This window comes from Haliscomenobacter sp., assembly GCF_041740695.1.
Taxonomy (GTDB): Bacteria; Bacteroidota; Bacteroidia; order Chitinophagales; family Saprospiraceae; genus Haliscomenobacter.
Genome location: NZ_JBGSLK010000026.1, coordinates 89,292 through 104,433, shown reverse-complemented (window position 1 = coordinate 104,433; position 15,142 = coordinate 89,292). Strand labels below are relative to the sequence as shown.

The 15,142-nt window shown below is 45.4% G+C and carries 17 protein-coding genes; 11 read left to right on the top strand and 6 right to left on the bottom strand.

The window, feature by feature from the left end:
- Positions 1 to 83 precede the first annotated feature (83 nt).
- From ACEW9O_RS05840 to ACEW9O_RS05820, 5 genes are all read left to right on the top strand, one after another.
- The gene (locus ACEW9O_RS05840; protein ID WP_373549197.1) at positions 84 to 608 is read left to right on the top strand and encodes a hypothetical protein; all 525 of its coding nucleotides are present in this window, start codon (positions 84 to 86) and stop codon (positions 606 to 608) included.
- A gap of 76 nt (positions 609 to 684) precedes the next feature.
- Positions 685 to 1,254: a hypothetical protein gene (locus tag ACEW9O_RS05835; RefSeq protein WP_373549196.1), complete on the top strand. Its 570-nt coding sequence runs from the start codon at positions 685 to 687 to the stop codon at positions 1,252 to 1,254.
- Positions 1,167 to 1,739, top strand: coding sequence for an HNH endonuclease (locus ACEW9O_RS05830; protein ID WP_373549195.1), 573 nt, complete (start codon positions 1,167 to 1,169; stop codon positions 1,737 to 1,739). Before ACEW9O_RS05835 ends, ACEW9O_RS05830 begins: the two co-directional genes overlap by 88 nt.
- A gap of 12 nt (positions 1,740 to 1,751) precedes the next feature.
- The gene (locus ACEW9O_RS05825; RefSeq protein WP_373549194.1) at positions 1,752 to 2,255 is read left to right on the top strand and encodes an SMI1/KNR4 family protein; all 504 of its coding nucleotides are present in this window, start codon (positions 1,752 to 1,754) and stop codon (positions 2,253 to 2,255) included.
- Between the two features lie 28 nt (positions 2,256 to 2,283).
- The gene (locus tag ACEW9O_RS05820; RefSeq protein ID WP_373549193.1) at positions 2,284 to 2,415 is read left to right on the top strand and encodes a hypothetical protein; all 132 of its coding nucleotides are present in this window, start codon (positions 2,284 to 2,286) and stop codon (positions 2,413 to 2,415) included.
- A gap of 164 nt (positions 2,416 to 2,579) precedes the next feature.
- Here the strand turns inward: ACEW9O_RS05820 and ACEW9O_RS05815 are convergent, their stop codons facing one another.
- Positions 2,580 to 3,596 carry a hypothetical protein gene (locus ACEW9O_RS05815; protein WP_373549192.1) on the bottom strand — a complete coding sequence of 339 codons (1,017 nt, stop codon included), beginning with the start codon at positions 3,594 to 3,596 and terminating at the stop codon, positions 2,580 to 2,582.
- A gap of 279 nt (positions 3,597 to 3,875) precedes the next feature.
- Here ACEW9O_RS05815 and ACEW9O_RS05810 point away from each other — a divergent pair, with 279 nt between their 5' ends.
- Both ACEW9O_RS05810 and ACEW9O_RS05805 read left to right on the top strand, forming a co-directional pair.
- On the top strand, positions 3,876 to 6,218 hold the full coding sequence (locus ACEW9O_RS05810; protein WP_373549191.1) for a mechanosensitive ion channel family protein: 2,343 nt from the start codon (positions 3,876 to 3,878) through the stop codon (positions 6,216 to 6,218).
- 231 nt (positions 6,219 to 6,449) lie between these two features.
- Positions 6,450 to 7,796: an ammonium transporter gene (locus ACEW9O_RS05805; RefSeq protein ID WP_373549190.1), complete on the top strand. Its 1,347-nt coding sequence runs from the start codon at positions 6,450 to 6,452 to the stop codon at positions 7,794 to 7,796.
- 82 nt (positions 7,797 to 7,878) lie between these two features.
- Here ACEW9O_RS05805 and ACEW9O_RS05800 read toward each other — a convergent pair whose 3' ends face one another.
- Both ACEW9O_RS05800 and ACEW9O_RS05795 read right to left on the bottom strand, forming a co-directional pair.
- Positions 7,879 to 8,514 carry a response regulator gene (locus ACEW9O_RS05800; protein WP_373549189.1) on the bottom strand — a complete coding sequence of 212 codons (636 nt, stop codon included), beginning with the start codon at positions 8,512 to 8,514 and terminating at the stop codon, positions 7,879 to 7,881.
- The gene (locus tag ACEW9O_RS05795; RefSeq protein WP_373549188.1) at positions 8,489 to 10,495 is read right to left on the bottom strand and encodes an ATP-binding protein; all 2,007 of its coding nucleotides are present in this window, start codon (positions 10,493 to 10,495) and stop codon (positions 8,489 to 8,491) included. Before ACEW9O_RS05795 ends, ACEW9O_RS05800 begins: the two co-directional genes overlap by 26 nt.
- Positions 10,496 to 10,688: 193 nt before the next feature.
- Between ACEW9O_RS05795 and ACEW9O_RS05790 the strand changes: the two genes are divergently transcribed.
- From ACEW9O_RS05790 to ACEW9O_RS05775, 4 genes are all read left to right on the top strand, one after another.
- Complete coding sequence (locus tag ACEW9O_RS05790) at positions 10,689 to 11,276, top strand: hypothetical protein (protein ID WP_373549187.1); 588 nt, start codon at positions 10,689 to 10,691, stop codon at positions 11,274 to 11,276.
- Positions 11,276 to 11,989, top strand: a complete 714-nt coding sequence (locus tag ACEW9O_RS05785; protein ID WP_373549186.1) for a hypothetical protein — start codon at positions 11,276 to 11,278, stop codon at positions 11,987 to 11,989. The genes ACEW9O_RS05790 and ACEW9O_RS05785 overlap by 1 nt, the downstream gene beginning before the upstream one ends.
- A complete protein-coding gene (locus tag ACEW9O_RS05780; protein WP_373549185.1) occupies positions 11,974 to 12,672 on the top strand; it encodes a porin family protein in 699 nt (232 codons plus the stop codon). Before ACEW9O_RS05785 ends, ACEW9O_RS05780 begins: the two co-directional genes overlap by 16 nt.
- A 264-nt stretch (positions 12,673 to 12,936) precedes the next feature.
- Entirely contained in the window at positions 12,937 to 13,356 is a 420-nt protein-coding gene (locus ACEW9O_RS05775; protein WP_373549184.1) for a hypothetical protein, read from the top strand.
- A 1-nt stretch (position 13,357) separates the two neighbouring features.
- Here ACEW9O_RS05775 and ACEW9O_RS05770 read toward each other — a convergent pair whose 3' ends face one another.
- The 3 genes from ACEW9O_RS05770 to ACEW9O_RS05760 form a co-directional block, all read right to left on the bottom strand.
- Positions 13,358 to 14,029, bottom strand: a complete 672-nt coding sequence (locus ACEW9O_RS05770; RefSeq protein WP_373549183.1) for a hypothetical protein — start codon at positions 14,027 to 14,029, stop codon at positions 13,358 to 13,360.
- 4 nt (positions 14,030 to 14,033) lie between these two features.
- Complete coding sequence (gene cmk / locus ACEW9O_RS05765) at positions 14,034 to 14,705, bottom strand: (d)CMP kinase (RefSeq protein ID WP_373549182.1); 672 nt, start codon at positions 14,703 to 14,705, stop codon at positions 14,034 to 14,036.
- Positions 14,706 to 14,799: 94 nt separating this feature from the next.
- A complete protein-coding gene (locus tag ACEW9O_RS05760; protein WP_373549181.1) occupies positions 14,800 to 15,024 on the bottom strand; it encodes a DUF2795 domain-containing protein in 225 nt (74 codons plus the stop codon).
- Between the last annotated feature and the right edge of the window lie 118 nt (positions 15,025 to 15,142).

The window sequence follows — 15,142 nt, the reverse complement described above, 5'->3', positions numbered from 1 at the left end:
CTACGGAACTCGTAAAAAACGGATTGCTTACACTTGAACCAAAGCAACATAAAATAGGTGAAACTCCTTACTGTGGTTTTGACATGAGCATCAATTTATTGTGCGACTTCAAAATCGACCCCGATTTTTACCCTACACACACCTTTCGAGGCTTCATCTATCTGGATGCAAAGGGCAAACTTGTACAGTATTCTTCCTTTAACTCAAAGTCAAAAAGCTACCCTCTATTTGATTTTAGTGCAAAAAAAGGTGAAAGTTACACCACAATCTGGGTAGGTGATTTTTTTCAAACCAAGACCAAACAGACGGTTGTCAAAAACATCCCTTGCCAGGTTACCCTGCACGACAAGTTCATGGTTTTGGACTCCGCTACGCAAAAAATGGACACGATCTATTCCTTCCACTTTAAGCATTTGAAGTTAGTCACCAATGAATATGACCAAGAAGAATTGGTGCTATTAACCAGTATCCGCAGAGGCATTGTAGGAATGTATCATTCCCTCCGAGGTGAGGATCATGAAGGAATATTTTGCTGGAGGGGTAACATTCACCGTGAACGGATAGACTCCACCAAGGTGGATTTTTTGAAGAACCTATTCCTGGAATAAAAATTGCTGAATCCTAAAGTGAACGATCATTAGGAACAAGTTTCATAAACCAATTCTTGCATCTATTTTTTTGCCCTTGTTGCTATTGTTTTTGGTTTACAAGCCACTTGGTGTAAATGAACAAGGACCCACTCATTCCGATTTTTTAAAAGCCAGCAGCTACGCTGTCTTAAGCAGTTTAGTAGAACGCCACGACTACTCAAAAATAGTTGACCTGACTTTTCCTACACTGGATACAGAAGCGGGCAAATTAGTAGCAGTGCTTCAGCAAAAATACGGGAGTAGTATAAGCAATTTTAAAGTATACGAATTCGGGATGTATGCCCCCTCGGTGTATGCAGGGAAAAGTCTGGAATTTGACCAGGCATTCTCGGCTTTCGATGCCCAGTATTCAGGAGCAAGTGGTGATCCATATCTGCTCATTGCAAGGCAATTGCAAGGGAGCGGGATTTCGATGCGCTTCAAAGTTAAGTTAGAATACAGGATAAAAAAGATAAATATGCCAGCCAAGGCAATGAGAAAATCGCTAAAATTCCCTAGTCAGCTCATGACAATTGGTTGTTCAAGAAAAACGGCGCTGATTTTGCCTACAATTACCAGCCTGTTTTTGGTTTCGGAGTCACGTGTGGAGTGGTTGATGCTGTGATTGAGCAATTTAATTTGATTGCTTTCTTGGGGCAACTGGCAGTTGAGGCCGGAAAGTACATCTTTGCAACCCATTGCGAGAATATTGCCACTTCTTTGAATTTTATTGCAGACTACATCCTGTATTCTTCTGCCTTGGAAAAAAAGCTTAAGCTAACGGCAGAGAAAATCAATCGTCAAGCCAAAAAAATTAAGGCGGATTTACAATTGATCAACGGATTGTGGGAAACCCTGAAAAACTTTGACCCTGTAACTTTTGTGAAAGAATTCGTTGAGGATTTGAAAAAAACATTTGGTAAAAAAACTGATAATGCCCATTTAACTCATTTTCCAAATCATACGTGGCATCATCACCAGGATACTAAAACCCTTTTGTTGGTTCCTCGAAATTTGAACAGTGCTCAGTTTAGTGGAATATCTCACACTGGAGGTGCTGCAATAATTCGCTATAATTGGGGCAAGAGTGACAAAATAGAATTCAAATAAAAAACTTTACACATGAATGCTAACCTTTTTGTAGTTCATAAATCATCTTCTCGTAGCGAAGATTTCATTCAGAAGCTAGAATCCGTCCTAACATTCAAGTTACCTAAGGATTATATTCAATTTATTATTGAATTCGAAAAATTTAATTTTCTAACACTTCTAATTGATCCAATACCAAAAGTTCAGGGCCTTGATTTATATTTTTCCGAGCGAATGGTAATCGAAGAGATATTTAACTTAGATACTATTAAAAAAATATACTTCGAAGAGAAATTCCTTAATCTCCAACTTATTAAAAAAACGGGAGTGTTGCCAATAGGCACTTTCCTTGGATCTAGAGACATGATTGGACTCGGCTTCATAGAAGGAAATTACGATCAAATTATTTTTCTGGACGGAGATCAATACCCTATGAGTAATGAAGAGCTTGAAGAGTTTCCAAATTTTGGTTTAAATATGGAACTCTCATTTAAAGAATTTATCTCTAGAGTAAAAGAGCCAGATTCTTTGGAATAGAAGTAAACCACCCACTAACACCACAACCATGAAGCACCTCTTCACACTTTTCCTTTCCCTCTACACCCTAATCCCCGTTGTAGCCCAATTCACCTACACCGGCGGCCCGGAGGGTTACAACATTACCCATATGGCCGCAATGTTTTTAAAATTGAAATGAGTGACCCCGCTTCACGAGGGTTCTTGCAGGTGGATTTGCAGGATAAAAGTGGACAGCAGGTTTGGTTGAAGGTGATGTAGGTCAGGAATTGAAGGGAGTTACGAATTTTTCGAATGACGAATATCCCCGGCACTTCGGCTCCGCTCAGTGACCGGGGATATTCGTCATTCGTCATTTGAAAAATTCGTCATTTGCTCCAGTTCTCCAGGGTTAATGTTCAAAAAAGCACAAATATCCGCGTCGGGCAAGCCTGCGGCACGCATGCGAAGTAGCGTTTGAAGTTTTTCTTTGGAGAGTTGATCTGCGCGTTGTCTTTCCTTTTCGGCGTGTTGTTTCACTTCTTCATTCTCCTGCTTTACTTGCTCATTCTCCTGTTTCACTTGCTCCACTAACACACTTAGCTCTTCAATCTCACGATCCATACCTTGCAACTCATCGATGATGCCATCTTCCAGTTGCATTTGTTTTTTGATTTCCGGACTTTGAATGGCCTGTTGCAGTTTGCGAATAATGCTACGGTATTTTTCCGGGAACTCCGCTTCGTTCACATTGAGGATGTGGTGTTCCACATCGGTAGCATTGTTTTGATCAAATACGCTGAGCAGAATCTCCAATTCAGTGCGGCGTTGTTGGGTCAGGTAAGGAATTTGAATGACGTAACTATCCAGCGTGAGGCTTTCAATAAAGCTCTCTCGGGTTTCAATGATTTCGTTGGTGATCAAATCCTGGTATTGGCGGCTCACTTTAATAGCGCTGGCAGTGGTGTGATCGAGTTTATGTCCCAAAAAGTAGACGCTGATGATGGGTACGCCAATTTTGCGTACCCGCTTGTTGATTTTTTTGCTGATGATGTTGCGAGGATCATTGAACTGTTCACCCAAGTAGCGGCGAAAACGAATGATGTCCGTTGGAAACTTAGCTTTTTGCAATTCAATGATGACCTGTTTTTGTCCTTCCGGGGTTTGAATTTGGGCCGAAAAATCGAGCCGATAAACAGTGAGGCCAGTTTTGTGCGTCTTTTTAACACTTTGTGTATCGATCTCGGTAGTAAACTCCTGGGGCAAAAAGGAAAGTTTAGTGATGTTTTCGCCAGTGATGGAAGAGAGCATGATCTTGGCGATCTTGGCATCCTCCATCAGGTATTTGAAAACTACATCATAAATTGGATTGGCGATCAACATTTTTTAACGCAATTTGTGGCAAAAATACGGTTTATTCCTGGGTTGCACAAGCCTGTCCAAGATACTCGACCCATGTCCAAGTCCTTGTACCAGCTTTATCGCAATTTCCAGTGCAACAAAGCTGCAAAAAGTCAAATCTCCAGGCAAGTTACTTTAGCCACATTTTGACCAGCCCAAATTCTGATGATTGGCAGTCCAGCATTCCTCATTCGTCATTCGAAATATTCCCCATTTCTCCCTACCTTGCCCCCATCATTCCCTGCAAATATGTGCACATCCATGAGAGGCTATATCCTTGTATTTTTACTGAATCTATCCATCCTGCCCATTTTTTCACAAGCTCCTGATGTCCAATCGGACACGGTGGTGGCCATCCCCATTTTACAATTGGCCGAACAATTGGGCAATTCTGAATTGTTCCTGCGCAACCAGTTGCGGCCTGTGCTGGAAAGCAACTCCGTGTTGAGCAGTGTCCAAGAGTCCGTCGATTCCTTACGCCGAGCGGCGGATAGTTTGCAAAAAACTTCCAACTACGTGTGGGAGCAGCAAGTAGCCAGCCGCATCAGTGGTAGTTTGGCGGGGCGCTGGCGGCGTTACCTGCGGCAATTGGTGGATGAAGAAAAACGCTTGCGAAATTATTCCGGTAAACTGCAGTCCTTACTTGAACAGCTGGGCACCATGCAAGAACAATGGCGTTTTACCACTACTGCCTTCAAGGACATTCCTACCGAAGTCAAACAGCGCATCGACTCGCTTCAATACGACCTCAAACAGGCAAATACTGGGCTCTTGAGTCAGCGCAATGCGGTTTTACGGCTGCAAAGCACGGTATTGGATCAAAAACTTTTTTGCCAATACCATCTTTCCAACATGGAGGGTTTGGAAAACCTGGAATTGCAAAGCATGCTGACCAAACGACGGCAAAACATCTTTGAGATACCAATAATCAGTCAATCCACGGATGAACAAAGTTATCGCCGGGTCGCGCTGGATTATTTCCAAAAAGAATTCAACGAGTTTTTGCGCAATAACCGCGATCGGATGTTTTTGCACCTCATGCTCTTCCTGGGCATTGGGCTGTTTTTTATGTTGGGCAATTCCTTTTTCAAAAAAGACCGCAAGTACAACAAACAAAACGAATTTAACCTGGCCACGGAGATTGTTTTTTCCAAACCACTCACCACAGCCTTTTTGATCACCTTGTTGATGACGCCTTTGTTGTACCCCAATCGCCCCTCGGTGTTTAGTGAAATGATTGTCATGGCGCTGGTAGTGCCTTTTGTAGTGATTGTTCCTCGCTTTGTCATCCCCAATATCCGCTGGAGCATTTATTTGGTCGGTGCCCTGTTTTTTGTACACCTGATGCTCAAGTCGGCCATTGCCAACCAGGTGATTTTCCGCTGGTTCATGGTGCTGGAAAGTATCTCCCTTGGCTTGTTCGTTTTTTCGGTGGGTTTTCGCGACCGACAGTGGTTCCGCGAGCCCTTGACCAGTGCTGTATTCGCTCGGATCATGCAATTTGGAGCGCCAATTTTTTTGGTCGTAGCCAGTATGGCGGCCCTGGGCAACATTGCGGGTTATGATACCCTCGCGGAAGTGTTCAACCTTTCTCTCGAAAAAATTATCCTGACTGGCTTGATTATTTTTAGCGCCACGATGGTTGTTGAAGGGCTCCTGCGCTTTTTGCTCAACCTACGCCCGCTGGAAGAAGGGCATAGCGCGGCTAAAGACCGCACCGCTTTTTTGAGTGGAACGAGCAAATTGCTGCGCATCAGTGGCGTATTGGTCTGGCTAGGATTTATCCTCAATGCCTTGCGCCTTCTGGGGCCTTTGGAATACACCTTTGGGCAATTTTGGGATGCAGGGTATAGTTTTGGGGCCGTGCGGCTGACGGTAGGTGGAGTACTGGGTTTTTGTGCCATCATTATAGTCGCTTGGTTGCTTGGAAAACTATGTAAATACCTCCTGGAAGAAGAAATCCTGGAGCGCTTCCAGTTTGAATACGGTGTGCCGATGGCACTGGGGCATTTGGTACAATACCTGCTCGTTTTGATCGGTGTACTGCTGGCCATTGCTTACCTCGGTTTCGATGTACAAAAATTGAGTTTGATCATTGCTGCACTTGCCATCGGGTTGGGTTTTGGCCTGCAAAGTTTTGTTGCCAACATCCTGGCGGGTCTGGTTCTGATTTTTGAACGGCCATTTCGGGTTGGCGACAACGTGATTGTCAATGGGGAAGAAGGAGAGATATTGGAGATCAAATTGCGCAGCAGCAAAATTCGGAAAATAAACGGAGGTATTCTGGTGGTACCCAATACCGATTTGGTGTACAAACAAGTGGTGAGTCATAGCTGGTCGGCAGGCCCCAGAATGTACGAGTTGAACATCCGCACCCAGGCGAGTTCCGATCCCAAGCGGGTCATGGAAATGATCAAAGCCTGTTCCATTCGGGAAGAAGCCATCCTGACCCAACCTGAACCTTTGGTGGGTTTTGAAGGGATGGAAGCCAGTGGTCAGCAGGTTTTCCGCATTCAGTTTTGGGTCAATCAAGCGGGTCACCAAGCCCAAAGTCGCCTCGCTTCCCGGATTTACTCAACTTTAAAGGGAGAAGGGTTACTTTAATAGCCAAAGAAATTTATGCCAATGGGGAAATTAGCTGAAATTAATTTTTCCGAGCCCCCGGATTTTTCTCTTTTATTTTCTTTTGAGCATTTTTGTAAAATTCTCCACCTGAAGTTGAGAATATTTCAAAGAATTACTCTTACTTTTGCCATACAACTAAAGCAAAAATTTTTTTTTAACCCTTTTTTCTAACTGCTTTAAGATCAACTAAAGCTTTAAATCGGAAACGGTATGACACAATTGATTACGAACAAGCCGATGGCTACGTTCAGCTTTGTGCTGCTCATCATCATCTCTATTGTTGCCTCTATTTATCCTGCAACTTTTCCAACACCAGCAGAAGGCGTAACATTCGATGCAGGCAACATAGCTTGGCTCTTGGTAGCTTCCAGTATGGTACTCCTGATGACACCTGGTCTCTCCTTCTTCTATGGAGGGATGGTCAGCCCTAAGAACATTATTTCTACTATGCTCCAAAGCTTTATTGCATTGGGCATCATCAGTATCATTTGGTATGTAGTAGGTTTCAGTTTGGCCTTCGGTGATTCCATCGGTGGTATTGTTGGCAACCCAATGACCCACTTCATGTTCAATGGAGTAGGTACGGCACCAGCAGCTAACCCTGGCATCAACCAAGGTATTCCTTTTGTATTGTTTGCAGCCTTCCAGTTGAAGTTCGCCATCATCACTCCAGCCCTGATCACGGGTTCGTTTGCTGAGCGGGTACGCTTCTGGAGCTACATCGTCTTCATCGTTCTGTGGAGCTTGCTGATTTATGCACCATTGGCACACTGGGCATGGCACCCAGAGGGTTGGTTGTTCAAATTGGGCGTGCTTGACTTTGCAGGTGGTACTGTTGTACACATTTCTGCTGGTATTGCTGCCCTGGTTGGTGCAATGGTACTCGGAAGAAGAAAAACCCACATCGAAGGACAATCTCACGCTGTACTTTACACACCATATGTAATCCTGGGTACAGGTTTGCTGTGGTTTGGCTGGTTTGGTTTCAACGGTGGTTCTGCATTGGCTGCAAATGGTCAGGCGGTTACTGCTTTTGTTAACACCAACCTGGCTTCTGCTGCTGCAGCGATTGCCTGGATTCTGGTAGACACCATGCGTGGCCGCAAACCTTCTGCTATCGGTGCCTGTATCGGTGCAGTAGTTGGTTTGGTTGCCATCACACCTGCCTGTGGTTACATCAACTACGGCCCAAGTTTGTTGATTGGTGCAGTAGCTGCTACGATCTCCAACTATGCAGTTGTACGCAAGTCTCGCACTAGCCTGGATGACACCTTGGATGTATTCCCATGCCATGGTATTGGTGGCATCGTGGGTATGTTGATGACGGCTATCTTTGCTACGGATGCATTTGGTGGCGTGATCGCAACAGGTGACCCTAAACTGCTGATCAATCACTTGATCGCCTTGGTAGCGGTAGTGACTTTCACCGGTGTTGGTTCTTGGCTGGTTTACAAATTGACCAACCTGATTACTCCACTTCGCGTATCTGAAGATCAAGAGGAAGAAGGTCTGGACATCAGCCAGCACGAAGAAACAGTGGTTGAATTGGCAATGTAATTGGCTAATCTAACGGATAAATAAAAACGGGTTTGGTGCGGTGCATCAAACCCGTTTTTTGTTTGGCCTAACTTTCTAGAGTTTATTCAATCAAGCGCTGCTGCCTGGCCAACTTCAACAACATCTGCAAACTATTCGCCTCAAACTTCTGCATCAAATTTTTCCGATGGGTCTCCACAGTCAGTGGGCTTAAAAAGAGCTGTTTGGAGATTTGTGGGCCAGTTAGGCCCTCGTTCAGGAGCTGTAAAATCTCCTTTTCCCGGCGGGTCAGCACGGGAGCCTGTTGCGTAGCCACTTCTACATTGCGGTATTGCTCCAAGATTTTTTCATTGGCACCCTTGCAGAGGTAGATTTTTCCCAATTGCACTTGTTCGATGGCTTCGATGAGTTCCTGGCGTTCCATGTTTTTGAGCAAATAACCATTGCCACCACGTTGGAGGAATTGAGTGATGATGCCTGTTTCGTTGGTGGAGGTCAGGGCAATGATTTTGGAGCTTTGGTTGTTTTTGCGAATCTCACTGCATAGTACCAGTCCATCCATGTCCGGCAAGCTGAGGTCGAGCAGGATTATTTCGAAGGTGGATTGTTCAAGCAAATTCAAGGCTTCTTTGGCAGTTTTTGCCGCAGCACTTACCACAATCCCTTCCTGGGTGGCCAACATGGTTTTGATGCCATCCGTTACGAGTGGATGATCATCGATGAGCAGGATGTGTACCATGTTGTAAAGATAAATAAAACTCCATCATCACCGTAGTACCAACTCCTTGGGTAGAATCAATATTGAGCTCCCCATTGAGGTAATTGACCCGGCTTTGAATGGTGCTGAGCCCTGCGCCCGCTTTGTCTTCGCTAGCGTTGAAGCCCCGGCCATTGTCTTCGATGGTGATGCTAAGGCGCTCATCATGCCGATTGAACTGGATGATGACCTCCGTAGCCTGAGCGTGTTTGATGATGTTGTTGAGCAGTTCCTGGACAATGCGGTACAACATAATCTCGGTATGAGGATTCAGGCGTGCTTCCATGCCATAGGCTTGCAAACTGATGTTGAGCAATCGGCCAGTGTTGATTTGGTTGCAGAGATCCTGGATGGCATTGATCAAACCCAATTTCAGCAATACTTCAGGCATGAGGTTGTGGGCAATGCGCCGCAGCTCTTCAGAGGCCGTGTGGGTCAGTTCTATACTTTTTTGAAAAAGTGGATTGGTGCCCAATACCGGTTGTTCATGCGCCAAAGTACTGAAATACATTTTTACGGTTGAAAACAAGCCCCCCAAACCATCGTGTAAATCTTTGGCGATGCGGTTGCGCTCGGACTCCTGCCCGGTGATCATCGATTGCAGGGAAATCACTTGTTGTTCTTTTTCAAGAGAAAGAATTCGTTCTGCTTGTAGCTTTTTGTCTTGCTCCAACAATTGACGCTGGTTGCGGTCATAGCGGGTTTTGAAGGCAAAAAAGATTCCGAGTAAAGCCAGAATGCCCATGGCCGCCAAGAGGTAGTAGTTCCGCTTTTTGAGCAGTAAATCCTTTTCTAGTTGTTGGGTTTTAAGTCGCAAAATTTCACTTTCCCGCTTTTTATCTGCAAAAGCTGCTTCCAGGTAGCTGCTGTATTGCCGGGTTTCTGCTACCAGGATACTATCGTTGAGATGAGTGTATTTTTGCAGGTACTGATAGGCCAGAGCAGGTTTGCCCACTTGAGTATAATATTCACCCAAATCGCGGCAGATTTGGTCGTACAAGTCTTTGGCCTTAGTTGATAACGCCTCCTTCTCGGCACGATGTAGGTATTCTCCAGCAGCGGGTAAATCCTGGAGCCGCAGGTAGGTTCGGCCAATGGCGTGATGGTATTGGGCACTTTGATAATCGCCACGGAGGGCTTTTTCCAGGGCTTGTTGATAAAAACCCAGGGCACGTTGGTAATCTTTACGTTTGAAATGGTACAGACCGATCACATTGTAGGCATCCGCAGCCAGGCTATAGTCCTTGGATTGTTGCACAAAAGCCAATAAAAGTGCCACGAAGGGTTCTGCTGCGTTGAGTTGATTTAAGGCGATGTAGTTGTTGCTCAGGTAATAATAGGAATACGCCATTTGCAAACTGTCGCCGCGTTGTTTGACAATAGCAAGCAAACGTTTGCTGCGGGTGATAGCGCGCTCGTAATTTTTGGTTTCACCCAATACTGCAATCAAATTCTGGTAGGGAATGACTTCCAAAAGGGTGTCTTTTAACCGATGAAAGAGATCCACCGCTTGCCCATATTCACGCGCAGCCTGCCAAAGTTCACTTTGTAAGTAATGCCAATTGCCCCGGGCATTGTGAATTTTCCCCAACATGTCCGGGCGCTTTAAGGCCCTGAAAATTTGTGCTGCGGTATCCAGGTGCGTTTTTGACTGCTGATAATCACCCAAATCTAGGTAAGTATTGCTCAACAAATAATGGGTGCGCCCCTCCCCTAGTCGGTACTTTATTTTTTTGCTCAATCCCAAGCCACGGTGTGCGTAATCCAGGGCGGCCTTCGCGTCGTAATAGCCTACGTTATTACCCAAATCCATCAACAATTTCACCCGGTTGGAGTCTGCCTTTGCACTACGTAAGGCCTGTTTCAAACTATCCACCAGGGGATCAGCAGGTTGTGCCATTGCTGAAACTAAAACTGATAAGGTCGATAAAAAGGCGAGGCCAATACGAATGCTAACACTCATGGGTTCAAAATAGGGTATGAAGAATTAAGTATAAGCTCAAAATTACTCCTTTTCCACATCCGCTTGTGTACAATTCACTACCTGAATCCAGGTAATTTTCTCAATTTAAAACCCTGTCATTCAGGGATTGTGCTGGGCAGGTTTTGCCTGTAATTTTGTTTCAAGATAATTTATCAACCCAAAACAATCCACCATGAAATGCCTATCCCTTTTGTTCACCTTGGCCATCGGTCTGGCCTTAAACGCCCAAAATACCATGAAACCATTCATCATCAACGATGAAACTGTCAATGCCACCACCCTGGCCGAATTGGAAAACACCTACAAAGTCAAATTTACCCCAGGCAACTATTGGTACGACCGCCTGACTGGGGCATTTGGCCTCAAAGGTGGGCCCTGTACCGGAATTGGGGTAGCCGGATTGAACGTCGGCGGAGCACTCAAACCCAATGCCTCGGGAGGTGGAACGGGTGTTTTTATCAACGGACGCGACCTGCATCCTCAAGATGTGGCCGGTTTTCAAACCTTCATGCAAGTGATTCCCGGTCGCTACTGGATGGATGCCAACGGCAATTTTGGCCAGGAAAACATGGCTTATGCCCTTGGCAATGTATTTCAGTTGTACCAGGCTCGCTTTGGGAAAGGAGGCAGCAACTCCTACTACAAAATCCACAACCATTGGAGTGGGGAAAAAACCAGTTTCGGAGGCGATGGCTCTTTTATGTATTTCTCCTCCAAAAAAACGGATGGAACCACCTATGAATACTTCTCGGACCACTGATGAAGCCCCTATTCCTGAGCCTAATTTTGCTTTATACTGGACTGGAGGCTGAAAAACCTTTGAGCGCCATATTGCTCCGGCCCTTGGGTGAACATGAACTGGTCACCCTCACCCTCGCTGCGGATGTGCCCAACAACCAAAAGCCAGCCCAAGTGTGGTACCGAAAAAACCCGGGCCATGTATTGCTCATTTTGGAACGTTTGGACACCCTGAGCGGCCTGCAATCGACTTTATCCTGGGGTTTTTATCCCCGCCAGCCCATTTCCAGCGTCTTTTTCCGAAAAGTGAAGTCGGAACTACGCGACAATGGAGGCGATGAATTTGAAGCAAAAATCACAATCAACCTAAACGACTCCTCTTTTCAGCACTTACAAAAACAAAGTATTGCCTTAGCTAAACGCAGCTACCACCTCAATCGCTACAACTGTTACGATTATGCGCTTGAGGTATTCAATGATGTGATTGACAGACCAAAGTTGTTACAACAAACTGTAAAGTTCCCTCTCCCTCTGGTGATGGGCAGGGGTGGCTCACCCTGCGCCCTTTACCAGCATTTGCAAGCATTAAAAACTGATTCCTGCTGGGCTAAGGCCATTTCATTTGGCCCTTTTGTAGCGCCAAAAAGTGAGGAAAAACTGCTCAATGTGGAGCAACTCAGCTCAGAAAATCATCTCTTAATCTCCAAAAAAACAAAAACATGTACAAGTTATTGATAAACCTCTTGTTTGTAGCACTGGCTACCCAAAGCCTGGCGCAGACCACTTCCGGGGAATCCAGTGAAGACGTCATCAAACGGCGCAACTACGATACCTACGACGGCAAATATACCAAGTGGTTCAAAAAATTGGGCGGCTTGACCGAATTCCTCCTCTACATGCGCATCAATCGAATTATTGGACAAAGTGAAAGTTACGATGGGTCAGTAGTAGGATTGGGGTTGGGTGTGCGATTCAACTTATTGACACTGCCCAATCAAACCGAGATCAAAGCTGGTCTCGCCTATTCAATGCAGGGTGGGGCCTACGAAAATTACCAATATGAACCCGGTGGCAACATGAGGGCTTCCAGTGCCAATGTTCGGCTTAATTACTTACAAGTGCCTTTGAGTGCCCGCTACAAAATCAAAGAATCCTTTTTTGTAGAAGCTGGTCTGCAGCCGGGCTTATTGCTAAGTGCCAATGATCGACACGATGGCCGCAAAGACCAGATTCGGGAAATTTTCAATCCGCTTGATGTTGGCTTGATGTTGGGGGCAACTTATCAGTTTCCACAAAAATGGGGCATTGGGTTGCAACTCAACCAGGGCTTGACCAATATCAATCGCAAAAGTGGGCCATATGCGGAGGTTAGGGACCGCAATGCGGGGTTAGGATTGCGGGTGAGTTATATGTTGTAGGTTGCGTCGTTCCAAATTTTCACCACAACCAAAGCGACATTTTAAAACACAAAGGAAAAAAAGAGGACTCAAAGGACACAAAGTTAGAAGTTGACAGCGCTTCGCTTTGTGTTCTTTGTGTCCTCTTTTTTTTCCCTTTGTGCTAATTTCTTCATTTTGATTTTCATTTGGTTTTTCCAGTGATTATGTAGTTCTTTGCACGAATGAACCTTTTTAGCACAAGGTTGTTTGGAGCTAATAACATCACGAGGGAAGTTGTAGAATATGAGCTTAGCTAAAAAAGTAAACCTGATCATCTATCGCTTCCGCGAACGGGGGCTAGAAATATTTCTGGTGAATGCCCCGGATACTGAAGAATGGGCCATTCCTCAAAATCAAACCGAGGCACCCAATTCCCTCACCAGCGATGCTGTTCGTTTCATAGAGTTAGATCCAATCCATGCAGAAAATGGTGCCAAAGAAGAAGCCTTCGCGGTAGAAGGTGAATGGCACGACATCCCCTCGCTCAAATCCATGCTGTACGAAGATGCAGTTCAGCTAAAGGACAAGCTCGAAAGCGAGATGAACCAGGGCGCTTTTGTGGTTTTTAAAGAAGCTTTCAAAAAAGTGATGCCCCATCAGTACGCCTTCCTGAAGGAGTTAAAAGATATTTTAACGGATCGGAATTCGGTGAAAGACTTATAGATCAATTCCGGGCTTCAAAGGCCATACTTCTGCACCAGGCCAGGTAATCTTTCATGTACAAACAAGATCTGCTGATTTTTTGATTCAATTGTTTGATCTTCAGGTTCGGCAAATTGCTTTCTGCTATTTTTGCCCCTAATTCTTCCCGTAAATAGGTAATGCTGATGATGTGTTGAGCGACAGCCGAGTCACACTGGTTAGGCGCTGGTGCCTGTAACTTTTGTTTAGCCTGTCGATAATAAACGGAGGCCTGATCCAGGTAGTTTTCCAAATCTTCCAGTTTTTTCATTTCAAAAGGCTGATCGGGCGCAAATAAGCTCCGCAAACGCAAACCCAGATTATAGGAACTGGGGTCACTTTGTTGCGTTTCCAGGTGACTCTGGGCAGCTTCTAAGTCCGTCACTAAAGCTGTCAACTTTGTTTTGACGGCTGCATCCAGGGGTTTTTGCACCCAGTTTTGTGTCTTACCAAGGGATTCAGCTAAAAAATCCAGTCGGTTTTGCAATGCTTCCGAATCGAGCATCTCTGGCCATTCGGGTTGTTTATTTTCCAATTTGGCCCAGTCTCGCTCCGTTTTGTGGAGCCAATTTAAGGCGCTGCGATCGGGGGAACAGGCTACCAGGATGGTCAGGCATAGCCCGCCAAAGATTAAAAGTGTGTTGGAGGATCTCATGTCGTTAATGCATTTCCATACGATGTCGGGCCAGTAGGGCGCAAATGGCCAATTGTTCTTCTGGAGTCAAATTGCTGTTGTCGATCACAATGGCCTCTGGTGATCTCATCAAGGGGCTGTCGGAACGGGTAGAATCGATGTAATCCCGCTCGTAAAGGTTGTGCAGGATGTCTTCATAATCCACGATATGCCCTTGTTCAAATAGTTGTAGCTGCCTCCGTTCTACCCGGCGCTGAACCGTGGCCGTCAGGAAAATTTTGAGGGCTGCGTAAGGAAACACGACCGTACCAATATCCCGACCATCCATTACGACACCATGGTTTTTGGCCAGTTCGCGCTGGCGTTGTACCATTTTGCGTCGGACTTCGGGAATTGTGGCCACTGGACTTACTTTGGCGGCTACATCCATCTCCCGAATGCGATCTTCCACATCGCGCCCATTGAGGATGGTACGGTTGCCTGTGTCGGCCAGTCCAAAACTCAGTTCAACCTGACTCAGGTATTGCTGAATCATGGCATGGTCGTATAAATCCACCTGGTTTTCTAAAAAGAAAAGGGTAACCGCCCGGTACATGGCACCGGAATCGATATAGATGTAGCCCAACTCATGTGCAAGGGCACGAGCCAAGGTGCTTTTTCCACAGGAAGAATGACCGTCGATAGCTATTTGGAACATTTCAACACTCAACTTTTCAACGCTAAAAACACAAAAAAGCCCCGCTGTTGGGCGGGGCCTCTATGTCGTGTTGATGCGGGCGAACCCGAATCAATCAATACTCATCATCATTGAAGAGGAAGTCATCCTTTTTGGGATAATCGGGCCAAATGTCCTCAATGCTTTCGTACAGTTCATCCCCATCGTCCTCCATAACTTGCAAATTCTCAATGACCTCCAGAGGAGCGCCGGAGCGAATAGCATAGTCAATCAACTCATCGCGAGTAGCCGGATATGGTGCGTCTTCAAGGTGAGACGCAAGGTCTAACGTCCAGTACATATTGATTTCAAAATTTAAATGAATGCCATATTAAAGCAAATAATCCCAGAATCACGGTAAGAATTCGTTCAAGTTTTTGAATTAAAAACTTAAATAAATTCAAAAGTTGGGCAAAAGA